This is a genomic window from Lysinibacillus sp. FJAT-14222, from assembly GCF_001278875.1.
GTDB lineage: Bacteria > Bacillota > Bacilli > Bacillales_A > Planococcaceae > Lysinibacillus > Lysinibacillus agricola.
Genome location: NZ_LIYL01000018.1, coordinates 216106 through 240808 on the forward strand (window position 1 = coordinate 216106; position 24703 = coordinate 240808).

25 protein-coding genes are annotated in these 24703 nt (G+C 37.0%); 16 read left to right on the forward strand and 9 right to left on the reverse strand.

All coding sequences use genetic code 11. From position 1 onward, the window contains the following. The first annotated feature begins 97 nt into the window (after positions 1-97). From AN161_RS08830 to AN161_RS08845, 4 genes are all read left to right on the forward strand, one after another. Positions 98-2461: a penicillin acylase family protein gene (locus AN161_RS08830; RefSeq protein ID WP_082340010.1), complete on the forward strand. Its 2364-nt coding sequence runs from the start codon at positions 98-100 to the stop codon at positions 2459-2461. 445 nt (positions 2462-2906) lie between these two features. Further along, positions 2907-3278: a metalloregulator ArsR/SmtB family transcription factor gene (locus AN161_RS08835; RefSeq protein WP_053593986.1), complete on the forward strand. Its 372-nt coding sequence runs from the start codon at positions 2907-2909 to the stop codon at positions 3276-3278. Beyond that, the gene (locus AN161_RS08840) at positions 3259-5382 is read left to right on the forward strand and encodes a heavy metal translocating P-type ATPase (protein WP_053593987.1); all 2124 of its coding nucleotides are present in this window, start codon (positions 3259-3261) and stop codon (positions 5380-5382) included. Before AN161_RS08835 ends, AN161_RS08840 begins: the two co-directional genes overlap by 20 nt. Positions 5383-5547: 165 nt before the next feature. Further along, positions 5548-5853, forward strand: a complete 306-nt coding sequence (locus AN161_RS08845; RefSeq protein WP_053593988.1) for a late competence development ComFB family protein — start codon at positions 5548-5550, stop codon at positions 5851-5853. Positions 5854-5891: 38 nt separating this feature from the next. On the opposite strand, the gene AN161_RS29545 is transcribed toward AN161_RS08845, so the two are convergent. Continuing rightward, positions 5892-6029 (reverse strand): hypothetical protein, encoded by a 138-nt coding sequence (locus AN161_RS29545; RefSeq protein WP_158002996.1) that lies wholly within the window; start codon positions 6027-6029, stop codon positions 5892-5894. Between the two features lie 592 nt (positions 6030-6621). On the opposite strand from AN161_RS29545, the gene mntR reads away from it, so the two are divergent. The 5 genes from mntR (at position 6622) to AN161_RS08865 (ending at position 9672) form a co-directional block, all read left to right on the forward strand. Beyond that, entirely contained in the window at positions 6622-7041 is a 420-nt protein-coding gene (gene mntR, locus AN161_RS08850) for a transcriptional regulator MntR (protein WP_053593989.1), read from the forward strand. A 31-nt stretch (positions 7042-7072) separates the two neighbouring features. Beyond that, positions 7073-7210, forward strand: a complete 138-nt coding sequence (locus AN161_RS29550; RefSeq protein WP_201406564.1) for a hypothetical protein — start codon at positions 7073-7075, stop codon at positions 7208-7210. A 16-nt stretch (positions 7211-7226) separates the two neighbouring features. After that, the gene (locus tag AN161_RS08855) at positions 7227-8084 is read left to right on the forward strand and encodes a S1-like domain-containing RNA-binding protein (RefSeq protein WP_053593990.1); all 858 of its coding nucleotides are present in this window, start codon (positions 7227-7229) and stop codon (positions 8082-8084) included. Between the two features lie 236 nt (positions 8085-8320). Continuing rightward, the gene (locus tag AN161_RS08860) at positions 8321-9235 is read left to right on the forward strand and encodes a DUF1002 domain-containing protein (RefSeq protein WP_053593991.1); all 915 of its coding nucleotides are present in this window, start codon (positions 8321-8323) and stop codon (positions 9233-9235) included. Positions 9236-9390: 155 nt separating this feature from the next. After that, positions 9391-9672 (forward strand): GNAT family N-acetyltransferase, encoded by a 282-nt coding sequence (locus tag AN161_RS08865; RefSeq protein WP_053593992.1) that lies wholly within the window; start codon positions 9391-9393, stop codon positions 9670-9672. A 281-nt stretch (positions 9673-9953) separates the two neighbouring features. Here the strand turns inward: AN161_RS08865 and AN161_RS08870 are convergent, their stop codons facing one another. Beyond that, the gene (locus AN161_RS08870) at positions 9954-10340 is read right to left on the reverse strand and encodes a hypothetical protein (RefSeq protein WP_053593993.1); all 387 of its coding nucleotides are present in this window, start codon (positions 10338-10340) and stop codon (positions 9954-9956) included. 357 nt (positions 10341-10697) lie between these two features. On the opposite strand from AN161_RS08870, the gene AN161_RS08875 reads away from it, so the two are divergent. Beyond that, on the forward strand, positions 10698-11006 hold the full coding sequence (locus AN161_RS08875) for a hypothetical protein (protein ID WP_053593994.1): 309 nt from the start codon (positions 10698-10700) through the stop codon (positions 11004-11006). 13 nt (positions 11007-11019) lie between these two features. Here AN161_RS08875 and AN161_RS08880 read toward each other — a convergent pair whose 3' ends face one another. From AN161_RS08880 to AN161_RS08890, 3 genes are all read right to left on the reverse strand, one after another. After that, complete coding sequence (locus AN161_RS08880; RefSeq protein WP_053593995.1) at positions 11020-12165, reverse strand: MFS transporter; 1146 nt, start codon at positions 12163-12165, stop codon at positions 11020-11022. A 124-nt stretch (positions 12166-12289) separates the two neighbouring features. Next, positions 12290-13810: a succinate CoA transferase gene (locus AN161_RS08885; RefSeq protein WP_053593996.1), complete on the reverse strand. Its 1521-nt coding sequence runs from the start codon at positions 13808-13810 to the stop codon at positions 12290-12292. Between the two features lie 495 nt (positions 13811-14305). After that, positions 14306-14956 carry a LytTR family DNA-binding domain-containing protein gene (locus AN161_RS08890; RefSeq protein ID WP_053593997.1) on the reverse strand — a complete coding sequence of 217 codons (651 nt, stop codon included), beginning with the start codon at positions 14954-14956 and terminating at the stop codon, positions 14306-14308. Between the two features lie 504 nt (positions 14957-15460). Here AN161_RS08890 and AN161_RS08895 point away from each other — a divergent pair. From AN161_RS08895 to AN161_RS08915, 5 genes are all read left to right on the forward strand, one after another. After that, positions 15461-16255 carry a helix-turn-helix transcriptional regulator gene (locus tag AN161_RS08895; protein ID WP_053593998.1) on the forward strand — a complete coding sequence of 265 codons (795 nt, stop codon included), beginning with the start codon at positions 15461-15463 and terminating at the stop codon, positions 16253-16255. A 211-nt stretch (positions 16256-16466) separates the two neighbouring features. Continuing rightward, positions 16467-17228, forward strand: coding sequence for a membrane protein insertase YidC (gene yidC / locus AN161_RS08900; protein WP_053593999.1), 762 nt, complete (start codon positions 16467-16469; stop codon positions 17226-17228). Positions 17229-17283: 55 nt separating this feature from the next. Beyond that, the gene (locus tag AN161_RS08905; protein ID WP_053594000.1) at positions 17284-17532 is read left to right on the forward strand and encodes a hypothetical protein; all 249 of its coding nucleotides are present in this window, start codon (positions 17284-17286) and stop codon (positions 17530-17532) included. A 111-nt stretch (positions 17533-17643) separates the two neighbouring features. After that, positions 17644-17847, forward strand: coding sequence for a hypothetical protein (locus AN161_RS08910; RefSeq protein WP_053594001.1), 204 nt, complete (start codon positions 17644-17646; stop codon positions 17845-17847). Between the two features lie 181 nt (positions 17848-18028). Continuing rightward, positions 18029-18799: a M15 family metallopeptidase gene (locus AN161_RS08915; protein ID WP_053594002.1), complete on the forward strand. Its 771-nt coding sequence runs from the start codon at positions 18029-18031 to the stop codon at positions 18797-18799. A 60-nt stretch (positions 18800-18859) separates the two neighbouring features. Here the strand turns inward: AN161_RS08915 and cls are convergent, their stop codons facing one another. The 3 genes from cls to AN161_RS08930 all read right to left on the reverse strand — a co-directional run bounded on the left by cls (position 18860) and on the right by AN161_RS08930 (position 22515). After that, a complete protein-coding gene (gene cls, locus AN161_RS08920) occupies positions 18860-20314 on the reverse strand; it encodes a cardiolipin synthase (protein ID WP_053594003.1) in 1455 nt (484 codons plus the stop codon). A gap of 150 nt (positions 20315-20464) precedes the next feature. Next, positions 20465-21256, reverse strand: coding sequence for a YwqG family protein (locus AN161_RS08925; RefSeq protein ID WP_053594004.1), 792 nt, complete (start codon positions 21254-21256; stop codon positions 20465-20467). Between the two features lie 98 nt (positions 21257-21354). Then, entirely contained in the window at positions 21355-22515 is a 1161-nt protein-coding gene (locus AN161_RS08930; RefSeq protein WP_053594005.1) for an MFS transporter, read from the reverse strand. Between the two features lie 628 nt (positions 22516-23143). Between AN161_RS08930 and AN161_RS30140 the strand changes: the two genes are divergently transcribed. After that, the gene (locus AN161_RS30140; RefSeq protein WP_166672133.1) at positions 23144-23281 is read left to right on the forward strand and encodes an Lmo0850 family protein; all 138 of its coding nucleotides are present in this window, start codon (positions 23144-23146) and stop codon (positions 23279-23281) included. A gap of 59 nt (positions 23282-23340) precedes the next feature. Here the strand turns inward: AN161_RS30140 and AN161_RS08935 are convergent, their stop codons facing one another. Next, a complete protein-coding gene (locus AN161_RS08935) occupies positions 23341-24528 on the reverse strand; it encodes an FtsW/RodA/SpoVE family cell cycle protein (protein WP_053594006.1) in 1188 nt (395 codons plus the stop codon). Positions 24529-24703: the final 175 nt, after the last annotated feature.

The following is a 24703-nucleotide window of genomic DNA, read 5'->3' on the forward strand; positions in this document are numbered from 1 at the left end:
ATGTTTTTACAACGCAATAAACACTAAAATTTCGAACCTTTAAAAAGGATTTGATAAGCGAGTAAAAGAATATATTCTAAAGAAGGGGGTGTGTGATGTGAGAAAGTTTACGTGGAAAAAATGGCTTCTGGTTATAACTGGATTTTTAGCCGTAGTAGCCATTGTCGCATTTATCGGTTTTACATGGTTTATGAATAAATCAAAACCAGTAATTGATGGCGAGCTTACGGTGAGCGTGCTGGATCAGGATGTAACTGTCACAAGGGATGATAAGGGGGTTCCTCATATTTTTGCTAAGACGGATGCAGACTTGTATCGTGCACAAGGCTACGTGCAAGCGCAGGATAGACTGTTTCAAATGGATTTAGCAAGAAGACAGGCTAGCGGTCGCTTGTCGGAAATAATCGGTGAGGCAACTATAAAAACTGATAAATATTTCCGAACATTTAGTTTACGAGATGCAGCTGAAAAATCATTATCTACCTATGATGCAGAAAGTAAGCAGGTACTTGAGTGGTTCACAGATGGCGTAAATGCTTTTATGGCGCAGGCAAAGGAAAATAATACTTTAAGCTATGAATTTGCATTATTAGGCTATGACCCAGAGGAGTGGTCAGTTGTGGACTCGCTTACTATTGGCAAATATATGGCCTATGATTTAGGTGGTAATTGGAATACGCTTGCGTTTCGACACTGGGCTTTACAAAATTTTGATGAAGAAAAAGCAAAAGAATTATTTATAAAATATCCAGAAAACGCTTCATCCATTCTCGCAGCAAATAAAGAAAATCCAGTAGAAGTGGCAGGGAATTTTAATGCAGAGCTGTTGCCCAATGAATTTAACGGCAGTAATAACTGGGTTGTGTCAGGGAGTAAAACCAAAAATGGTACGCCAATTTTAGCAGATGATCCACATTTAGGATTAAGTACACCATCTATTTGGTATCAAATGCACCTACAATCTCCTGAGCAAAATGTTAGTGGCGTAATCTTTGCAGGTATTCCAGGCATCATTTTAGGTCACAGCGATGAAATTGCATGGGGGGTAACGAATGTTGGACCTGATGTACAAGATTTATATATTGAAATACCAAACCCGGATGACCCAACACAGTTCCGCTATGATGGCAAGTGGGAGCAAGCGGAAGTACGTGATGAGGCAATAAAGGTAAAGGACGGAGAAACGGTAGATTTTGAAGTCGTTGTCACACGTCATGGCCCTATCATGACAGATTTAGCATTTAAAGGGACTGAGCCAACAGCACAATTTTCGATGCAGTGGACGGCACTCCAACCAACAACGGAGCTACGTGCAGTACTTGGTTTTAACAAGGCAAAAACGTGGAATGATTTTGAAAAAGCGTTAGAAGATTTTAAGGCACCAGCACAAAACTTTGTCTTTGCATCAAAGGATGGCACGATTGCTTATAAAGCGAATGGCCAAATTCCGATTCGAAAACAAGGAGACGGGCAATTACCGGTACCAGGTGATTCCAGTGACTATGGCTGGGAGGGTTTTATTCCGTGGAATGAGTTACCGACTGTAGTAAACCCAAAAGAAGGCTTTATTGCAACAGCGAATAATGAAGTCATTGGTGAAGAATATCCTTATCATATAACAGATTCCTGGGCACAGCCTTATCGCTTTGAACGGATTAAGGAAGTTTTAGAAGCAAATGATTCTTTAACAGTGGAAGACATGATGAATTTACAAATGGATCAGCATAACCTTTATGCTCGTGAGTTTTTACCAGATTTATTAAACTCGATAAAGGCACAAGATCACGATGGAAAGTATGAGGATGTTATTAAATTGTTAGAGGATTGGAATATGGTAGATGCAAAGGATTCAGGTGCACCTTTAGTGTTCCATACATTAATGCAAAAGTTACAGGAAGTATTATTTAAGGATCAAATGCCAGAAGATATGTATAATTTAATGTCTGGGAAATTTAATATTACAGACCAGCTTTTACGTACGGCTTATGCAGGAGACAAGAGCATATGGATTGAGGAGCAAGGTGGAGTCGATGTAACAGTTTACAAGGCGTTAAAACTCACTGTTGCACAAATAGAAAATCAATTCGGCAAAAGTGCATCAAAGTGGCAATGGGGAGATTTCCATCAACTTACCTTTGATCACACATTAGGTAACGCTTCGCCAATTCTTGCGGCATACTTTAATGCAAAGAAGGTTCCGATCGGTGGCTCGAAGGTTACTGTTCAGGCAGCTGATAATGATTTGGCTGGAAATGTAGATCACGGAGCATCATGGCGTTTTGTTGCAGATGTTGGCGATTTAAGCTCAGCCTATCATATCGTTGGTCCCGGGCAGAGTGGACATGTAAAATCTGATTGGTATCAAGATCAAGTAATAGATTGGGCTAATGGAGATTATCATCAAACGTTTGTGAGAAAAGAAGATATTAAAGGCAAAACGTTGCGATTAAAAGCAAAATAGAATTAGAAACTATAAGAATCTATAGGGTTTTATATTAAGACAACATGGTTTCTCAGCAAAACGAGTGGTTGATTTCCGTTCCGACTGAGCGCTTTCCTGGGGGCGTCCGATGAGCCGCTTCACTCGCGCTGCTCGCTCCAGGGTCTCATCTGTGACGCTAATCCCCAAGGAGTCGCTCAGTCTCCACTCCAATCAACCTCTTAGCATGCCTTATTTATCTCCACTTTGTTTAATATGTCACCATAGTTTCATTATCAAACAACATGCAAAGCTATCACATTGAAGTGATGGCTTTTTTACGTTTATATTTATAAGGTAGCAATTTAAATAAATGTATTTTTAAATTTGTGATATAAATCATTTACATTCAAATATTCGTTTGAATATGATGGAATATTATGTTATATTAAAAACAATCAAACGAACATTTGAATGAGGTGAGGAAATGCCAAAAGAAATATGTGAGATAACACATGTTCATGAAGAAGCAGTCATTAAGGTACAACAGCAAATGCCAGATCTATCAGGAGTAGCAAAATTTTTAAAGGCATTATCTGATGAAACAAGGCTTAAAATTGCGTATGCCTTAACGGTCGAGGATGAATTATGTGTTTGTGATGTTGCCTCCATTATTGGCTCGTCAGTAGCAACAGCATCGCATCACTTACGTTATTTAAAAGATAATAATTTAGCGAAATCGTATCGTAAAGGAAAGCAAATGTATTACTCTTTAGCTGATGAGCATGTGTATCAAATTGTAACGGTTGCCTACGAACATGTGAAAGAGGGGATTGCAAATGGCATCGACGCCAACTAAACAAGAATATAGGCTACAAAACTTGTCCTGTGCCAGTTGTGCAGCAAAGTTCGAAAAAAATGTGAAAGCTATTCCAGAAGTACAGGATGCACAAGTGAATTTTGGTGCTTCTAAAATAACAGTTATTGGTGATATTGATGTTGATCAGCTTGAAGAGGCAGGTGCCTTCGACGGTATAAAAGTATCCCAATCTACAGCAAAAGCGCTTGAAAAATCAACACCTTTTTATCGAAAAACAGAAAATATATTAGCTGGAATCTCTTTGTTATTTGTAGTGCTTGGATATGTAATTGGAGCAATGCGTAGTGAAACTGATCCGCTAGCAATTGGGATGTTTATTATCGCGATTCTAGTTGGGGGGATCGGAATTTTTAAAACAGGCTTCCGTAATCTAGCACGCTTTGAATTTGATATGAAGACGCTGATGACCATTGCAGTAATAGGTGCAGCTATTATAGGAGAATGGGAAGAAGCGGCCGTTGTTGTCTTTTTATTCGCAGTAAGTGAAGCGCTTGAAGCGTATTCAATGGATAAAGCACGTCAATCGATTCGTCAGTTAATGGATATAGCTCCTCCAACAGCAACAATAAAGCGGGCACATGGTGAGCATTTCCATGAGATGGAATTACCGACTGAGGAGATTGAAATTGGCGATATTTTAATCGTTAAACCTGGTCAGAAGATTGCTATGGACGGAATTGTAGTTAGTGGATTATCAGCAGTGAATCAGGCAGCGATTACAGGTGAATCTATTCCAGTCAATAAAACAGTCGATGATGAAGTATTTGCAGGAACTTTAAATGAAGAAGGTGCCCTAGAGGTTCGAGTGACAAAGCGTGTAGAAGACACAACAATTGCAAAAATCATTCATTTGGTTGAAGAAGCACAGGCAGAAAAAGCACCTTCACAGCAGTTCGTTGATCGCTTTGCGAAATACTACACACCAGCAATTATGATTATTGCTTTACTTGTAGCTGTTATACCACCTTTATTTATAGGTGATTGGCAACATTGGATTTACCAAGGATTAGCAGTCCTTGTTGTAGGATGTCCGTGTGCACTAGTCGTTTCCACGCCAGTTGCTATTGTTACGGCTATAGGTAACGCAGCTAGACAAGGTGTCCTGATTAAAGGTGGTATTCATTTAGAACAGCTAGGCCATATTGAAGCAATAGCATTTGATAAGACAGGTACACTTACCAAAGGTCAACCTGCTGTAACAGATATTTTTACAGCAAAAGAGATGTCTGAGGATTATGTTTTACAGCTAGTAGCAGCAGTTGAAAAACAATCACAGCATCCATTAGCTAAAGCTATTTTGAAGGCATTGCATGATAAAAATTTAACAGAGCTTGTACCTACAGACTTTCAATCTGTTACAGGCAAAGGTGCTTATGCAACGGTTGATGATCAAACAATCTATGTAGGAAGCTTAAAATGGATTGCTACATTAACAACAGTGGATGAAATGATAAAGGAACAGGTTAAAAAACTTCAAAAACAGGGTAAAACAGTAGTAGCAGCTGTTAGTAGTGATCAGTTTATTGGAATGATTGGTATTGCTGATCAATTACGTCAAGAAAGTGAAGATGTCTTGAATAAATTAAAAGGCCTAAAAGTAAAGCATACAGTTATGCTGACAGGTGATGCTGAGCCAACAGCACAGGCGATTGCAACATCTTTAAGTATGACAGATGTGCATGCAAGTTTATTACCAGCAGAAAAATTAATGGCCATTAAAGATTTACGTACACGATTTGGCGCTGTGGCGATGGTAGGAGATGGTGTCAATGATGCACCTGCACTTGCCTCAGCCAATGTTGGTATTGCAATGGGAGGTGCTGGCACAGATGCGGCACTCGAAACTGCGGATATCGCATTAATGAGTGATGATTTATCGAAGCTTCCTTATACAATCGGCTTAAGCAGAAAAACATTACGCATCATTAAAGAGAACATTATATTTGCCCTAGCCTTAAAATTAGTTGCTCTGTTACTTGTTATCCCAGGATTGCTAACATTATGGATAGCAATTTTTGCAGATATGGGTGCAACATTATTAGTTGTTCTTAACTCATTACGATTAATAAAAACTAAAAAATAGTAAATAAGATTTAATCCGGTGGTAGTATGTAGGAAATTAGTCTTTCTGATGAGCTAGTGATTTTTATTGCTATAGATGTTACTAGCGATTCTTGAAAAAAACCTTTGTTAACGCTATTATGGTTTCAGGAACAATGTAACAATTAAAAATAAATGAGGCGAAAGTTTGAATATGTCAGATCCTATTTTAGTAAATGTTACAGAGGAAATTGTGCGTGGTTTAGTAAGCTTTCTACTACGAGGACCGGAATATCAAACATTTTGTAAATGTGAAGTCTGTGAACTTGACACAGTGGCACTTACACTAAATGCATTGCCTAGTAAGTATGTTACATCTATGGAAGCCCGAGATGAAGCATTTAAAGTGATGAATACTCCTGAACATATTGAGCGAATCAATAGAGAGATTATTCATGCATTACATGTGGTAAATAAGCATCCTCGACATAAAGTGGAGCCAACTTCTATATGAAGTTGGCTCTTCATGTTTTTGAAAAAGTATTGGGTTAATTAAGGTGTGTCTAAAAAAAGTATGGTTTTTCGACAAAGTGAGGGGTTGATTTCCGTTCCGACTAGGCGCTTTCCTGGGGGCGTCCGATGAGCCGCTTCGCTTCGCTGCAGGGTCGCATCTGTGACGCTGATCCCCAAGGAGTCGCCCAGTCTCCACTCCAATCAACCCATTCAATTACGTGTATCTCCTGGCATGACACTCTAATTTATATTATAAAATGAAACTTCAGCAACAAATGTTTTATGTGCGAAAGCGTAGCGACAGCAACAAATGTTTTATGTGCGAAAGCGAAGTGGTAGCAACATCAGATACAAATAAGTCTATTCAGTTCGAATATGATGAGTAGCCAAAGCGTTCACTTTTGAAATGCATGAAATTTATAATAGCACTACGCTATTGTTGATTGGAGTGGAAGGCTACTCGACTCCCGTGGGAAAGCGAGACAGGCGAGACCCTGCACGGAGCATAGCGGCTCGACGCTCGCCCACAGGAAAGCGAGTAGCCTGGAACGGAAATCAACCCCTTGCTTTGCGTAAAGCAAACTTTATTTAAAATGATACCTTAATTTCATTGACACAAATTTTCCAACTACACGGGAGTCAACATATGAAGTTGGTTCTTTTTATGTTGCACATGTATTGTTTTTCTGGCATATGTATTTTCAGTTAACTTTTAAGGCAAGCTTGTAGTAAACTAGAAAGTAAGAAAAGGAAAGAGAGGGAATAGGATATGCCAACACCTAGTATGGAGGACCATATCGAACAAATATATTTATTAATCGCTAATAAAGGGTATGCTCGTGTGTCTGACATTGCTGAAGCATTATCTGTTCTTCCTTCTTCTGTTACAAAAATGGTTCAAAAATTAGATAAAGATGGTTATTTAGTTTACGAAAAATACCGTGGTCTTACATTGACGCCAAAAGGGGAAAAACTTGGAAAACGTCTTGTACAGCGCCATGAGCTTCTAGAGCAATTTTTGCGAATCATTGGTGTAGATGAAGAGCGTATTTACAATGATGTAGAAGGAATTGAACATCATTTAAGTTGGAATTCAATAGATCGAATTGCAGATCTTGTGCAGGTAATGGAAGAAAATCCGGACATCGTGAAAAAACTGGAGGCATCTAGGACACAGCATAATTTTTAACTTCTTTCAGTAAATGTTTTTGGTAGCGAAAGTGAAACGTCAGCTACAAATGTTTTTTGTAGCGAAAGTGAAACGTCAGCTACAGATGTTTTTTTGTAGCGAAAGTGAAACGTCAGCTACAGAAGTTAAAGCCTCCAGCGGAAAAATTTTTGCGAAAATGATGGTGTAAAGGAAAGGAAGACAATATGAACGAATTAAAATCAGGTGAAGTTGTTTCGTTAACAGTATTAGAGCAACAAGCATCGAAATGGATCTTAACAAATGGAGTTGATGAACTGCCTTTAAATGCTTCAGAGGTAACAGAGCCACTTACAGTAGGTGATCGCCTTGAAGTATTTTTATTTGCGGATCGTCGTGGCGATTTAGCGGCTACGACAGCTATTCCATCTTTCGTACAAGGGGAGTATGGTTGGGCTCGTGTTCTAAAAGTAGTCGAGCGTGAAGGGGTTTTTGTAGATATCGGTACTTCACGTGAGGTACTAGTGAAAGCTGAAGATTTACCTGCAATAACAGAGCTTTGGCCAATACCAGGCGATCATTTATTTATGACATTACGCACAGATCGCAATGGTGATTTATTTGGACGTTTAGCAACTGAAGAAAAAATTTCGGAATTATATGAAGGTGCATTTGATGAAATGCACAATAAAAACATCAAGGCACGACCATATCGTTTGCTACCAGTAGGCTCTTTTTTATTAGGTGTAGAAAATCCGTACCGCATTTTTGTCCATGAATCAGAGCGTAATGCAGAGCCTCGTCTTGGACAAGACGTAGTTGTTCGTATTATTGATGTAAAAGAGGATGGCTCATTGAATGGTTCACTTTTACCACGTAAGCATGAACGTATTTCAGATGATGCACAAAGAATTTTAAATTATCTACAAGATGTTGGGGGCAAAATGCCATTTGGCGATAAATCCTCACCCGATGAAATTCAAGAAATGTTTAATATGAGTAAAGCTGCATTTAAACGCGCGTTAGGTACACTTTTGAAAGCTGGTAAAGTGAAACAGCAAAATGGTTGGACAGAGGAAATTTAGTGCAGGAACATTCATATATCTAAGGTATGGTGACTGAATACCAGATGAAGTGAAAGAAAATGACGAGAGCCCTTTGAAACCTTCTCGTCTTTTTTTCGTACTAATTATTGTTTAACTTATTTCAGCAAATGTTGTTTTTTGTAGCGAAAGCGAAGAAAGCAATTATGCCGAGGCCTAATTGCTTGGCAAACATTATACAGGCCAAATGAGTTTTCTAACGAAAGGGGTCATACAATTTGAAAAAAACGTGGATGAAAATACTTACAGCGACTATGTTAGTATTTGGCGTGATGGCACCAGCAACGGGTTTTGCAGCTGATAATACGCCACCTAAAGCAATTGATGAAAAACTAGGTGTACCGATCGTCGTATATGGTGCAAACTTATCTGAGGCTGAAAAAGAGTCTGTTAAAAAATCATTAAAAGTGAATGAAGAGCCTGAAATTGAAGAAATATCAGTATCAGGTCAAGACTTAGTTAAATATATTAAAGATAGTAATTCGAGCTCTCGTATGTATTCTTCTGCCAAAATTACGCGCAAGAATGCAGGAGAAGGCTTAGTTATTGAAATTGTTACACCATCAAATATTACACAAGTTACGTCTGAAATGTATGCAAACGCAATGCTAACAGCAGGTATTGAAGATGCAACAGTACAGGTGGCTGCACCAAAAGCAGTAACAGGTCATTCCGCACTTGTAGGAATTTACAAAGCTTACGAAGTAACAACAGGTGAAACACTTGATATTGATCGTACAGATGTTGCAAATGAAGAACTATCAGTAGCAACTACTCTTACACAATCAGCTGGGGTGGACGATGCCAAGGTTGCAGAATTACTAACAGAAATCAAAAAACAAATTGCGGAATTAAAGCCAGAAACGCGAGAAGATGTTGAAAAGATTGTGCAAGAGCAATTAAATAAGCTTGAAATTAATTTAAGTGAAAAAGACCGTCAATTACTAGTTGATTTGATGAACAAAATTAGTAAACTAGACATAGATTTTAGTAAATGGTCTGAACAATTAGATGATATTAGCAATACAATAAAAGAAAAATTCGGATCGCTAATGGAAGATACAGGATTCTGGGCAGGTGTGAAAAATTTCTTTGCTAATTTAAAGGATACGATTTCATCTTGGTTTAATTAATAGAAAAGAGTCTGCAACACTTCCTCTAGATTGCTAGAGGAAAGTGGGCAGATTCTTTTATTTTTGTCATGTTAGCTCAAGAGATGGGATGCTACCCGCTATCTTTGTAAAAATGTAAAAAGCTATGTTACTATGAAAAAAAGGAGTGGTGAGAAATGGAATTTCAATTACAACAGCTAGCAGAAAATAAGCTTGCTTTTGTCTATGAGCAAGAAGGGGAAAGAATAGCAGAAATTACGTGGCAGCAGAAGGGCCAAGTAATGGTAATGGATCACACATATGTATCAGATAAGCTCCGTGGCCAAGGTGTGGCCAAAAAATTGTTGGATCGTGCAGCAGCTTATGCGCGTGAACAGGGTTATAAAATGGAGGCTGTTTGCTCGTATGTAGTTGCAGCATTTGAAAAAACTAATGCTTATGATGATGTAAAACAATAAAAATAAGGCAATCTGCTTGTTAGATAAGTGGATTGCCTTTTAATTTCTATCGTGAACCATCCACGATGCTCCTTACAGTAAAATAACACTGTAAATTAGTGCTGTTAAGAGGGCCGCTCCACCTACTAATGAAGCCATATCTATCCAATCATATATTGAGTCTAGATCTTTCATAATAATCACTCTCCTATTATTAGTATTAATTCATTAATTCCCTTCGCTTGTTCTTTATAATCATAAATAGTTACAAAATTATCATAATTTACGAAAAAGATGGCTCATTACCATAAAGTATGTTTGATTTCCGTTCCGACTGGGCGCTTTGTAGCTGCCGCTTTGCTTTCGCTACAGAAAACATTTGCCGCTGACGCTTCGCTTTCGCGCAGATAAAACATTGCCGCTGACGCTTCGCTTTCGCGCAGATAAAACATTGCCGCTGACGCTTCGCTTTCGCGCAGATAAAACATTGTTGCTGACGCTTCGCTTTCGCACAGATAAAACATTGTTGCTGACGCTTCGCTTTCGCGCAGATAAAACATTGTTGCTGCCGCTTCGCTTTCGCACAGATAAAACATTGTTGCTGCGCACAGAGCAAAGCTTCCTGGGGGCATCCGATGAGCCGCTTTGGCCAAAAGGATGTTGGTCACGAAGGCGTTATCGCAGGACATGATGCTTCGTTCCTCTTTCGGCTCGCTCCAGGGTCTTATCTGTGACGCTGATGCCCAGCCTCCATTCCAATCAACTTATATTTAGCATACGTTTTTACAAATGGTATCCCTAACTTTTGGTGATAAGCAAAGAATAGATACCTGCAATAAAATTTAGTAGGAGAATGATTAAACTAAGTCTTGAAAAATACAGACGTACTATGAATTAAGTGTTTATATGATGGAAGCGAAGGGTTATAGATGACTACTCTCTTTTTATATATGCTGTAATGTAAATAAAAAGTATGTTTAGTCCTCTGAAAATAGGGAAAAGATATAATACAGAGCCAGTTTCTATATTTTTGGGAGGGATTTATAATGGCAAAACGTAAAGGATCAGGTGTTGTGCTAGTAGGGTTAACTTTAGCAGCATCTTATTTAAGTAAAAAAGAAAACCGTGATAAAGCATTGAATATGCTCAATGGTGCAAAGTCTAAATTAGCATCTTATTTGAATACAACAAACACGGAGATGCACGAAGATATTTCAGAGCGTATAACTGCTCAAGTAGCGACACGAGCTGGAACATCCCCAACGAAAATAGCTTCAAACGAAATGGTTGCTGAGGGTGGGGGACATACGGGTATCCATTATTTCAATGGGGAAATTCAGGAACAAGAGAAATAATAACAAAACCTTCTCATTTCACGTGAGAAGGTCTTTTTTGTGTGCTTATAATAATGATTGCAAATACTAATAATACAACCCCAGTAAATATAAAGCCGCTGACAATACCTAGTGAGAGCCAACCGAGCAATGAGGAACCTAAGACAACTCCTAGCGAAAAGAAGGCATAAAAATAACCATAGGCTTTTCCACGGATTTCAGCAGTCGTAGAATCGATTAAAAGTGAATTTAGTGATGGGAATAAGAAGCCAAACCCGAAACCATAGCAGGCCATAGCAATATAAAGTAACGTACTTGAATCTGCCTGACTAATTAATAATTGACTTACCCCCATTAAAGCTATACCAAGTGATAATGTTTTAATGGGAGCAACCTTATCGAAAATACGGTTAGTCGGCAAAATAAATACGAGTACAGCAATAATTCCGAATGTACTCATCAATGTTCCACTTAAACGTGAATCAAAGCCTAAAGATTGTACTTTTAGTGGGAGAAGATAGGCAATAACCCCTTGAGAAAACATTAAAAAGAATGCACCAGAGAAGGCTTTTAATGTACCTGTATTGTTAAAAAGCACACGAATAGGAATGTTGGCAGTTGGCGCAGAGTTTTCTTTTTTTACTTGATTTGATTTAAGTAAAAAGAAGGCAAGTATACCTAACAAAAGCATAAAGCTTGCTGTTATATTAAAAACGAATGGTACGCTAGTACGACTCGCTAATATTCCACTAAATGCAGGACCGATTATTGCGGCGATGCCAACAAATGCTCCAGAGATAGCACTGCCCTTGCCTCTTTTTTCTTGCTCAGTTGCATTTGCTAAAAATGTGAAAGCAGCAGGGACGATAAAGCCAGCCACTAATCCATGTACAAAGCGGACTACTAATAGAATAATAGGCTCTTCTACTAAATTATAAAGTGATAGTGAAAGACCTGTCATTAAAAGACCTAGGATTAAAATAACAAATGGTCCCTTACGATCTGTTAAAAAACCAGAAATAATATTACCAAATGTATTGGAAAGGGAATACATACCTACTGCTAGGCCAGTTAAAAAGGCTGATGCCCCTAAGGATTCAGCGTATGTACTCATGACAGGAAGCTGGGTAAATAGGTCAAAAAATGAAAAGAATATAATCAAATAAATAAATTTCTTCATAGCCCCTCCGATGGGAAATTATGTATTAGTGAGAATGAGTATCACTCTTATTATACCATCTCCGACAAAAAAAGAACGCCTCATAAGTTTTTTGACTTAATGAGGCGTTCCTAAACTTTAGTAATTAAGCTTTAGCAACTTCTTTTTTCATTGTTTTGTTTGTAGCAAGATTTACGTGCCAAGAAAGTGCTTCCTCTAAAATATGAGGTGTTTGGTGGCCACCAGTTGCTTCTAGAGCACGGTTATAGTAATCCCAAAGTTGTTCTTTGTAATCCGGGTGTGCACAGTTTTCGATAATTAAAGGTACACGCTCTTTTGGTGCTAGACCACGTAAGTCAGCAATACCTTGCTCAGTTACGATTACATCAACATCATGTTCAGTGTGGTCAACGTGAGAAACCATTGGCACGATTGAAGAGATAGCGCCGCCTTTTGCGTATGATTTAGTAACAAAAATACCTAGACGTGCGTTACGTGCAAAGTCACCTGAACCACCGATACCGTTCATCATACGAGTACCTGATACGTGTGTTGAGTTTACGTTGCCATAGATATCTAATTCAAGAGCAGTGTTGATTGAGATTAGACCCAAACGACGGATAAGCTCTGGGTGGTTAGAAATTTCTTGTGGACGTAAGCAAATTTTATCAGCGTATTTCTCTAGGTTGCCATATACTTTTTTCTGTAATTCTTCAGTCAGTGTAATTGAAGTAGCTGCTGCAAATTTAACTTTACCAGCATCAATTAAGTTGAATACAGCATCTTGAAGTACTTCAGAAGCAACAACTAAATCTTCAAATTCTGAATTTGCGAAGCCGTCAAGTACAGCGTTTGCAACAGAGCCTACACCAGATTGTAATGGCATTAATTGTTTTGTTAGGCGACCAGCTTTAATTTCACCGCTGAAGAAGTCTAATAAAATGTTCGCCATTGTTTGTGTTTCTTCATCTGGCGGTACGATTAATGATGGAGCATCTGGCTCTTCAGAAATAACAATTGCTTTAATTTTAGCTGGATCTACTTTAATACCGATGTCACCAATGCGTTGCATAGCATCAGTCATTGGGATTGCTTCACGTTGACCTTGCTCACCTGGTACATAGATATCGTGGATTCCTACTAACGCTTCTGGGTGAGAGATATTTAATTCGATAATAATATTCTCAGCGTATTCAGCGAAGATTGGTGAGTTACCTACAGAGTTTGTTGGGATAATTAATCCATCTTCTGTAATAGCAACAGCTTCAAGGATTAAATATTTAATTGGTCCAATAATTCCTTGACGAACTAATTCAGCGTTATGTGAAAGATGAGCGTCTACATATTGGATATCCCCAGAGTTAATTAAATTACGGATCGTTGCATCTCCTTGGAATGGTCCACGTTTGCGGATAACACCAGCATCAGCTAAGTATTTATCAACTTCAGGTCCTAAAGAAGCTCCTGTATATACATCAATTTTGAATTTTTCGTTTTTAGCGCGCTCTACTAAAGCCATAGGAACAACTTTTGCGTCCCCCGCACGAGTGAATCCACTCATACCAACTACATCACCGTCAGAGATAAGTGCTGCAGCTTCTTCAGCAGTAACAATTTTACTTTCAAGTTCTTTTAAGCCTAGGCGTTTTTGAACATTTGCATCCATAAAAAAATCCTCCCCTAAAAAGTTTGATGGAAACCGATTACAAAACTAGAAAAAACGTGTAAGAATTTTCTGTTTATTCAGTTGTAGTATGACTCCAACCATTTGAATAATACTATCACCAAATTGTCACAAAAACTTTAGAAATAGCATTAAATTGAGTAAAAACAGAAAAAAAGAGCATAAAAATGAATTTTCGACAGAGAAAACGTTTTAATGTAGAGCACAAAGGGAATTTTCTAAAAATAAAAGATTAAACAACATAATGGGGGGTTGATTTCCGTTCCAACTGTGTGTTTTCGATGAGCCGCTTCGCTGCACTCCAGGGTTTCATCTGTGACGCTAATCCTCAAGGAGTCGCTCAGTCTCCACTCCAATCAACTTGCATCCACTGTATACGTTTTAACCAATATCATACCCAATTTTTGATGAACGCTATGTTTCAGTAAGTAAAAAAGTACAGCGAACAATTAAAATGTTCGCTGTACTTATAAAAGATTAGAAGCCTAAAGAACGACGGAAGTAGCTTGCGTAGCGTTGGCTAACAGGAATACGAGTACCGTCTTTCATGATTAATAAAAATGTTGAATGTGAGTCTGGTTGAATTTCATCAATGTAGTCAATGTTAACGATATAAGAGCGGTGACAGCGTATAAATGAGTCAGGTGCTAAAAATAGCTCAAGATCACTTAGGTTTAAGCGGTGATAACCTTCACGGCTCATCGTTTTAACAAATGTTTTTCGAAGCTGTGTTTCAAGATAAATGACTTGATCATGCTTGATTGGGTACCAGCAATCATCAATTTTGATGGTAATGTAGTTCGTTAAAAATGCTGATGGCTTTTGTGGGAAGATAGCAGTAATAGCACCCTTAGTCTCGCCTTCCTCCATTAAAGGAATACTCATGCCGTAATATGCTATGCCAAATACATCAGGTTCAATGTAAGAGCTTATCTTTTGCCCGTAGCTTAATGCTTTATGAGCAGCTGAACCTTCTTTAATTGGGTCACCAGGCTTGATTTTCAAATCAACTTTTTTGCTCGGTTGGTAATACAAGTATTCGTTTGTATCGGAAATTGCGATGGAAGTATTCTCAGGAAAGAACTCCTTAATAATCTCCATAATTTCTTCAATTTGTTTTGGATCCACTATTAACACCTCATCTAAACTTTTAAAAATAGTATTATCATCTATTTTACTACATATTCGTATAAATTATATAGAGAAGATTTCGGAATAAAAAAGAGAAATGTCGATTGATGAAATATTTAAGCGTAAAACACCTTACATAATTTGTAACAAAATTTAATTAATTACTTATTTTTTTTGATATGTATATGGTAAAATTTAATTGTACGAAATAAGTTTACGAGGTTTCTACTGTGAATATATGATAAATTAGAACTAGGGTGGAAGACAAAATGTGGTTGAAAGGAAATCGCAGAATATGGTAAAATTCACTGTATAGTCTATTTTTTTTGTAACTGGTGTTTTAGTTGGGTGATTTTTAAGTTATATTCAATGTATAATTGTGAAATAGGACTCAATTCATACAATCAATAAACAAATACTATTTTCTTATTTGAAATAAGTAGCCCGATGTCAAAAATAGTAAAAGTAATTCGTGCAATCTGAGGAAAGATGGGGAAGATTATGCAACTACATCAACATTCTATGTCAGAAACGATATCAAAAAGATACTTCCAGGAAATCGATAGTATTAATCAATACATCGGAGTAGAAGAATTTTTTAATATTGAGTCGAAATTAATATTTGAAATTTATCATTTAGAATCTGCAAAGGCTAAGAAATCTTTGCATGAATTAATTGATATTCTTTCAATACGTTTTGGCAAACAAGTCATTAAAATTGTTCGAAGTTATTTTTCTGTTTTGTCGTCAATTGTTGCTCGTAAATTGCTAGACAATCAAGTACCTTCGAAGAAAGCATTTGCTTTTAACATTGCTTGTAATGATATGATTGAAAATCAGATGAAAGACGCAGAATTTTTACAATTTGCTGATGATTTAATTGATTTTTTTGTCTATTTTATTGCAGATCGCAAGCAGCCGACTTTCCGTCACCAAACCGTTAATAAGGTAATTATGTATATAAATGATGAATTGGAAAATGACTTAACAGTCGAAAGTATCGCAAATAACTTTCATATAAGTACTAGTCACTTATCACGTATTTTTAGAGAACATGTAGGTATTACACTAGTTGAATATTTAAATGTTCGTCGAGTAGAAGAATCACAGTATTACTTACGACACACAAATAAAAGTATTACTTCTATTTCAGATCAATTTCATTTCTGTAACCAAAGCTATTTTACCCGCATTTTTAAAAAATATACTGGGGTAACGCCCAAACATTTCAGAGACGAGCTACATCATGAGTTTTATCGTTTTGAAATGGCGGAGTCTGAGCTTCAAAACATTTAAAGTCAGAAGTGTGCTTAATAGTTATTCACAATGAGTAGGTATAAGATGAATAAATAGGATGCGGACGTATTAGTGATTCTAAAGCTCGCATCTTTTTTCATGCAAACATTGTGTGGCAATAACGATGTAATTAGTAGCACGTGCTATTTGATAAAAATAGACCCTATAATGTATACTTCACTTTAGTTGATAAATAATAGTAGGTGGAAAAATGAAAAATTTGAAGTTATTTTCAATGCTTGGACTCGTAGTTTTTGTTCTTAGTGGCTGTCAAGCTGTGCAAAACAAAGAAGGTTTTTTCTATAGTATCTTTGTAAAACCTATGGAATTTTTACTGGAATTTTTCGGAAACACTATTTTTTCAGGTAGCTATGGTTTAGCAATCATCGCTATTACGGTCCTTATTCGTTTAGTTTTAATGCCGATTATGTTAAAAAATTATCGTCAGCAACAAACGATGAAAACGAAAATGGATGCGTTCAAGCCTGAAATGGAAGCTGTTCAGAAAAAAATGAAGGAAGCAAAGACAAAAGAAGAGCAAATGCAGCATCAACAAGAAATGATGGCATTATACCAAAAACATGGCATCAATCCACTCAATATGGGTTGCTTACCAATGCTAATTCAAATGCCAATTATCATGGGTCTTTATTTCTCTATTTTATATTCTGCAGATGTTAAATCACATGAGTTTTTATGGTTTAGCTTAGGTTCACCTGATATTGTCATGACAATTATCGCTGGTCTTGTCTATTTAGTTCAAGCACGTGTGTCATTATGGACAGTACCAGAGCAACAAAAAGCACAAATGAAAATGTTTATTTATATTTCACCAATTATGATTGTCTTTATCTCGATGTCATCTATGGCAGCCCTACCACTTTACTGGTCAGTCAGCGGTGCATTATTGATTCTTCAAACATATATCGGTCGAAGATATTATTCGGAGCATCCGGAAAAAGCAAACTCATAAATTAATTTATGTCGAGGCGCCTATGTAGCCTCGATTTTTTTAGGAGGACAGCAAGTTGAACTTAAAATGGCTATCATCTATTCTAGTCGCGATTTTTAGTATTGCGGCTATTATATTTATTATCATGGGTAATTTTAATTTTGCGGTATTGGCCATGACTATTATGTTTGCCGTATCGAATGGTTTTAGGGCTAAAAGCTTTAAAGAGCAAGGCTATATTAAAGAAGCAAAATGGATGAAGTATATGGCGATTTTTTTCTCGATTGCTTCTATAGTAGTATTTATTATTATTCTCACAGACTAACAGACTAATTTTGTCTCATCGTCAAAGTTTGGGATGACATTTGTTAAAACGATTGCCATATATAAGTATTGGAGTTGAGGCTGGGCGACTCCTTGGTGGTCAGCGTCTTAGATGAAACCATGGAGCGCAAGCGTAGCGGCTCATCCGACGCCTCCAGGAAGCTTTGCTCTGTGCGAAAGCGAAGCGACAGCAACAATGTTTTATCTGTGCGAAAGCGAAGCGACAGCAACAATGTTTTTATCTGTGCGAAAGCAACAAAGCGCCTGGTTGGAGCGGAAATCAACCCCACGTTATAGCCCTAATTTTAAAATTTAGGGTGAAAACTTACACTCTAAATTGTGAACAGTGCTAAAATGAGACTATACCAATAAAGTAAAAATATAATCGGTACTTACTGTAGAACTTGTTCTTTCTATTTAACAATAGATTTAATCTTTGATAACAGATGGGGAACTTAACCATGTAGTACTGGATAACTTTAAAAGGGGTAAAAATAGTGAAAAAAAAACGTCTACCATTCATTGTCGGTGCTGTCATTTCAGTAGCGCTTATTGTATCTATTTTCTTAGTGTATAACTATAAAAATGAACAGATAAGTAATGCATCAGATGAACAACAAACAACAGAACCAAATAAAAAAGATTCACCTGCAACAGAAGAGCCGAAAAAAACAGTGGATAATCCTGTGAAGCCAGAGCAAAAGCCGGATGAAAATGGTTATTTACCAAATCAAACATTACCAACCGAGCCGACATATATTAATGGCATTTTATTGGCGAATAAAATATATCCGCTACCATCTACCTTTGCGCCTGAAGAAAACCCTGAGGCAGGTCAAGCTCTAGATAAAATGCTAACTGCCGCGAAACAACAAGGTTTTGATTTAGTAGCTTTTAGTGGCTATCGATCTTTTGACTATCAAACAACATTATATAATAACTATGTTAATCGTGATGGACAAGCTGCAGCTGATCGTTATAGTGCTCGACCAGGTTATTCAGAACATCAGACGGGCTTAGCCTTTGATATTGGGGAGCGCGGCAAAGATAATTTATGGCTAACTGAAGAATTCGGTGAAACACCAGCAGGACAATGGTTAATGAAATATGCTCAAGACTATGGCTTTATTTTACGATTCCCTAAAAATAAAGAAGACATTACAGGATATATGTATGAGTCATGGCATTACCGTTATGTTGGTATAGACATAGCAAAAGAAATTAAAAAACAAAATATAACGTTAGAAGAATATTTAGGTGTGAAATAAAAAAAGGGAAGAGAGCTGTTCCGTTAATTAGGAACTAGCTCTCTTCTTTTTCCTGTTATTTTACAAGATAGGTGTTAGTAAGCGTGAAATTGATTCTTTAAACTTAATTAGTGTGGGACGATTTTTGTACATTTCCCAAGTTAGTTCAGTACAATCAAAAATATCTTTTTCAAACAGCTCAGCAAGCTGATGTGAAATCGTTGAGTCATAAATGAAAGCATTTACTTCAAAGTTTAAACTGAAACTTCGTACGTCAAGGTTTGCAGTTCCGACTGTAGATGCTTCATCGTCAATAATAATTGCTTTAGCATGAATAAAGCCCTTTTCATAAATATAAACTTTTGCTCCTGCACGCAATAATTGTCCTACGTATGAGTATGTAGCCCAATAAACAAACATATGATCAGGCTTATTTGGAATCATGATCCTTACATCAATGCCTGATAGCGTTGCAATTTTTATAGCATCTAAAAAGCTAACATCAGGTATGAAATATGGCGTTTGGATATAAATATATTTTTTGGCCATATTAATAAGCTTTAAATACCCAATTTTAATTTGTTCCCAGTCAGAATCGGGTCCACTGGAAACGATTTGTAAGCCTACATCGCCTTTTTTCGGAATAGCAGGGAAGTAACGGTCCGAGTACCCCATTTTCTGTTGTGCGGATGCTTGATTCCAATCAAGTAAAAAGCGTGTTTGTAAAGGATGTACGGCACTACCTTCAATACGTAAATGTGTATCTCTCCAATAGCCAAACTTCTTCTGTAGCCCAAGATACTCATCCCCAACATTAAAGCCACCAATATAACCAATACGGCCATCAATCACAACGATTTTTCGGTGATTTCTAAAGTTTAAACGAGGGTTTAGAAGTGGTAAAATTGATGGGAAAAATACTTCAACTTCACCACCTGCATTAAGCAGTTCTTTGAAATGGCGTTTTTTCACATTTCGTGAGCCCATTTCATCGTATAAGATTCGTACCTTAACCCCTTGCTTTGCTTTCTTAATAAGTTTATTAACAATGCGTGTACCTAAGTCATCTAGACGGAAAATATAATATTGAACGTGAATATGATCTTTCGCTGCTTCAATATCTTTAAGAAGCTGCTCAAATTTATCAGCACCATCATCAAAAATATCAATATGGTTGTCCTGCGTTAACACAGCATTATTTGTTTTAAGATGCATATAAATCATTTCTTTATAATTTTCCGCATTTTCAATACGAAACTCGAACGTATCATCTCGAATTGACTCTGTCTGATAGCTAATGAGATTGTCGATACCAATATCCTTGCGTCCTTCCCAACGGAACAAATGCTTTTTTCGTAGTTGTCGTCCGAGCAGCAAGTATAAAATAAACCCACCTAATGGAATGAAAAACAGTACGAGAATCCATGCCCATGTAGAAGTGGCGTCTTTACGTTCTAAAAAAATTATGACCATCGCTGCTAAAATATTAATAAACATAATTAAAGGTAGATATCCAATATCTGTGAAAAAACTCATTCCTACACCTGCCTTAACTATATTTTCGCAATATATTCAGTATAGCACTTTACATATGGGAAGAAGATACGAAATTTGTTATAAGCATAGAAAAGGATTACCTCAAAAACTAGAACGAGGTAATCCGAAATCAATCATGAAGAAAAATGATTAGTAATGCTCCCATTGAAATAAAATATCAGAAAAATCTTTTTGAAGGAGTTTTTCTCGGTTAATAAAAAATTTCCCGACGCCACTATCTGCCCACATAATCCCGATTTCGTCATTAGAGTCAATTTGGAGTAACAATACATCGTATCGTTGAAGGAGCGGTGATTCGTGACGGATATCCTCCTCTAAAAAATAGGCATAGCCACCAATTTTAGCTCCAGCTCCTAAAAAATATTGTAGATAAATCTCATGTAAATCAATATCCTCCGATGAAGGAATTAAGCTTGGTAAATAGTGTATCGCACGATGATCTAAAGCAGAGACAGGCTCTTGGATGGGTCGTAATTGTAATGCCAACTCCTGTTGAATAGGGAACCAATCATCTGCTGTTTGTGCTAAAAACTCCTGCCTAGGAACTGCCGCTTCAGAATTTAAGGTAGGGTAAAATCGTATTTTATAAAATTGCTGGAAAATATCCTCATGGTAATGATCAGCATTCGCGAAAATATTAGATGAAATAAAAAATTGCAAAATACCCTGGGATGGGAAATCCTTTAGTGCTGGCATTTCTGCAAAGTTAATTTGAGCTAATAAGCGCATCGGCTCACCAGTAATATCTTTCGGATATGTCTGATAATAGGGTAAATAAGGTTCCCCAGCAAATTTACTTTCCGTTAACGTAGTTGAACGTTTGTATGGTGTGATAATCATCGCTGAAAGAAGTGTATCTTCAATTTCAAAACGAAACGATTCTAGCTCTTTTGGAAGTAAAAGATTAGTTGTTTTGTTCATGCAGAGCCCTCCGATATTCCGCTGTAAGCAGTCGAATATTCCTTGACGCGTTCTATATACTTCGAATTACTATTAAGTTACGGCATTTTATCAACAAATTATTCAAGTCGTAAAGATTTATTTGATGCTTTAAAAATATAAATTAAACTTATTGAAACGACGGCTATTGCTGCTGAAGTATAATAGCCTAAACTAGATTGCATTGTAAATAGCCAAGTGAAGAATAATGGACCGAGAATGCGTCCTAGGTTATCCATTGAATAGGAGAGGCCCGCAGCAGTCCCATATTGGCCACCAGATTCTTTAGATGAAAGAGATACAACGCATGTTCTTGCAAGTGCATTTCCTGCTGTAAAGACACAAAGGGCAAGACCTGCTATAAATAAGTTAGCTGTTAAAGTGAACAAAAGCATACCTACAGCTGTGACAATTTGTGCACCTATTAACCAAGTTGTCTCGCTTCCGTTTTTAATACGTCTTACAACACCGCCTTGAATAGCTGCATCTACAAAGCCACTAAACATAAACAAATAACCTATTTGTAATGGTGTAATTTGAATTTGTTCGATTTGGAATAGCTGGAACGTAGCCTCTACTCCTGCCAACATAAAAGTTACTAAAAATGAGAACATAAATAAATAACGCACACGGTATTGCAGCATTTTGCCAGCACCCTTTGGTACAATTGCCCGTTTATTTGTATCTTTTCTTTTTGCAGGTTCTTTTAAAACAAAACTTGCATAAATACATAATAGTGCAATTAATGTTGCTGAAGCGACAAACGGTAGTTGAAGGCTATAGTGACCGAGCATACCACCAATTGCTGGACCGAAAATAAAACCAAGCCCGATGGACATGCCCATGAGACCCATGTATTTATTGCGATCTTCCTCACTCGACATATCACCTATAAAGCCTGTTACAGCTGTATACAGTGCGCCCGAGAATAAACCACCTACAACACGTGAAACGTATAGAATTGCTAGATTATCTATAAATAACGAGAAAATAACAAAGCTTAGGCTAAAACCAACTAGGCCCATTAATATAAGTTGTTTACGACCTACCTTATCGGACAGCATACCCCAAAGTGGTGCAGTGAAAAAACTTGCAAGCGAGTATACTGTAAGTAAGCCACCTACGTGTATATCGTCCCAATTTTGCTGAACAACAACCTCCGGTAAGACAGGTATAATAATCCCGAATCCTAGGTAAACGAGGAATTGAACAGACATTAATAATAAAATTGCCTTTTTCATACAGTACCCTGCTTTCATACGATATTTTAGTATGTATATTCTACCTCTCTTGTTCTTGTTATTACAAGAAGGCGGAAGATAAAACAATTTAAGTGCTTAATGGTCCGTTCCCAAAAGTAGGGGATGATATTTGTTAGAGCATATGCCATGTATATAAGCTATTGGGGCGAGTGCAGTAAACGAGGCTAAAACAATGTATAAAAAACTGCAGACTGTTAACAATGGAATTATATTGATACTAAAAATTAATAACGAGCTTTAATGTAACTAAATGGACTCATTCTATTTTTAATTTTTTGTATCGATTGTCGCATAGTGTATTAAATTATCTATGGGGTATACTACTAGAGGGTATATCGGTATTTTAATTTTTTATGTTTAATTATTGCTATTTAGTGGTAAATGAGTTTATAGAAATTCCATTTATCAACCCCACGCTTTGATGATGAGATGGTAAATAATGTGTTAAGGGAAAATTTACATTGTAACAAAAATGAAAAATTTTAAAGTCGAGTTAAATGGTATGATAGAAAGCGATAAACTTGTCAGACATCATACACATGCAAAAATGAAACTTTTTTGGAAATACAACGTTATATAAATTCGAGGAAAGATTGAGGTGGAATGTATGAAAAAAGAAGTAGATTTGAAAAAGATTGTTTCGAATTTATCTAAGTTGGGTGTAACAGCCACTGTAACAAAGTCTCGACTTGAACTTTTAAAAGTGCTCACACCACCAACGCAAACTCCGCAAGTTCAAGCTTAACTCGGTTTTACAAATGAAAATGGGTAGTCTCAGTAATCGAGACTACCCATTTTCTATAATCAATCATCATCATCGTGAGTAGTAAACATGTAAGTACGATAGTGGAAACGCATACTGAAGACAAGACCGATGGCAAGTGCGTTCCCCATCAATGAACTTCCTCCATAACTGATAAACGGTAGAGGAATACCAGTAATAGGTAGCAGCTGAATAGTCATACCAATATTTTCGAATACGTGGAATGTAATCATTGCAATAATACCAGCACATACATATGTTGAGAATGGATCTTTCAATAATAGTGTAGTTTTTGTTAAATGATAGATTAATAAAAAGAAAATACAAATAACGATACTAGCTCCAATAAAACCCCATTCTTCTCCGATTACTGTAAAAATAAAGTCGGTATGGTTTTCGGCAACGTAAACTTCACGACCACGGAAACCTTTACCGAAAATTTCGCCTGAACCAATGGCATTTAAGGAAGTAATTAAATGGTATCCATCACTAGAAGAATATGAATATGGATCTAACCAAGAATAGATTCGAGCAAACTGATACGGTTGAAAGCCGAGTGTTTGCTGTAAAAAATCCTGCATATAGAGTGCCATCCATAAAAGGGAACCACCTGCTAGAGTGCCACCTAATAAAGTCGGCAAAATGATTTTCCATGATATACCTGCTACAATGATGACAGCAGCCGTAATGGCAAAGAATACAAGTGCTGAACCAAGGTCAGGTTGTTTCATGATAAGGGCTAAAGGTAATAAAAGTGTACCAGCGATTTTACTTAGTAATAGAAAATCCGTTTTTAATGATCTTAAAGAATAGACTTCATGGTGCTTACTGATAAGCCGAGCAAGTGCTAAAATGTAAAAGGTTTTCATAAACTCAGAAGGCTGTATATTTCCAATAGGTGTATGAAACCAGCTTTTTGCACCATTAACAGGTTCACCGATTTGCCCTTTTCCTTCTGGCATAAAGATAAGCAGTACTAATAAGGCGATGCCTGCGCCGTACATATACCAGGACATCTTTTTATATTGGTCAGGCTCAAAAAACATAACTATTGCAATAATAACTGCACCAATGACGTACCATTGTAGCTGTTTAGGAACATAGTTAATGCCATACTGACCTGATGTTTGTGCCGATGCAATGGCTAACAAACTTATGACTAGGAAGGTTAAAAGTATAAAAGCGAGCGTCCAGTCAAAACGATTCGCGAAATTTCGTTTATTTTCCATACAAGCCACCTATATTAAAATAGTATCTCTTCATGAGTAAATTTGATGAAAAAATCAATTCCAATTCAATTTTGTATCTTGTAAAAATGTTTAAATGTGAGTATCCACCATAGTTAAAGAAGCAAATATCGATTCCGAAGTTACAGTGCAAACGAGGAGGCTCGATGCTTGCTGC

Coding starts and splice junctions, on each gene's coding strand:
- AN161_RS08835 (WP_053593986.1), top strand. CDS start 2,907: ATGCCAAAAGAAATATGTGAGATAACACATGTTCATGAAGAAGCAGTC.
- AN161_RS08840 (WP_053593987.1), top strand. CDS start 3,259: ATGGCATCGACGCCAACTAAACAAGAATATAGGCTACAAAACTTGTCC.
- mntR (WP_053593989.1), top strand. CDS start 6,622: ATGCCAACACCTAGTATGGAGGACCATATCGAACAAATATATTTATTA.
- AN161_RS08855 (WP_053593990.1), top strand. CDS start 7,227: ATGAACGAATTAAAATCAGGTGAAGTTGTTTCGTTAACAGTATTAGAG.
- AN161_RS08865 (WP_053593992.1), top strand. CDS start 9,391: ATGGAATTTCAATTACAACAGCTAGCAGAAAATAAGCTTGCTTTTGTC.
- AN161_RS08870 (WP_053593993.1), bottom strand. CDS start 10,340: ATGTCCTGCGATAACGCCTTCGTGACCAACATCCTTTTGGCCAAAGCG.
- AN161_RS08875 (WP_053593994.1), top strand. CDS start 10,698: ATGGCAAAACGTAAAGGATCAGGTGTTGTGCTAGTAGGGTTAACTTTA.
- AN161_RS08880 (WP_053593995.1), bottom strand. CDS start 12,165: ATGAAGAAATTTATTTATTTGATTATATTCTTTTCATTTTTTGACCTA.
- AN161_RS08885 (WP_053593996.1), bottom strand. CDS start 13,810: ATGGATGCAAATGTTCAAAAACGCCTAGGCTTAAAAGAACTTGAAAGT.
- AN161_RS08895 (WP_053593998.1), top strand. CDS start 15,461: ATGCAACTACATCAACATTCTATGTCAGAAACGATATCAAAAAGATAC.
- yidC (WP_053593999.1), top strand. CDS start 16,467: ATGAAAAATTTGAAGTTATTTTCAATGCTTGGACTCGTAGTTTTTGTT.
- AN161_RS08910 (WP_053594001.1), top strand. CDS start 17,644: ATGAAACCATGGAGCGCAAGCGTAGCGGCTCATCCGACGCCTCCAGGA.
- cls (WP_053594003.1), bottom strand. CDS start 20,314: ATGAGTTTTTTCACAGATATTGGATATCTACCTTTAATTATGTTTATT.
- AN161_RS08925 (WP_053594004.1), bottom strand. CDS start 21,256: ATGAACAAAACAACTAATCTTTTACTTCCAAAAGAGCTAGAATCGTTT.
- AN161_RS08930 (WP_053594005.1), bottom strand. CDS start 22,515: ATGAAAAAGGCAATTTTATTATTAATGTCTGTTCAATTCCTCGTTTAC.
- AN161_RS30140 (WP_166672133.1), top strand. CDS start 23,144: ATGAAAAAAGAAGTAGATTTGAAAAAGATTGTTTCGAATTTATCTAAG.
- AN161_RS08935 (WP_053594006.1), bottom strand. CDS start 24,528: ATGGAAAATAAACGAAATTTCGCGAATCGTTTTGACTGGACGCTCGCT.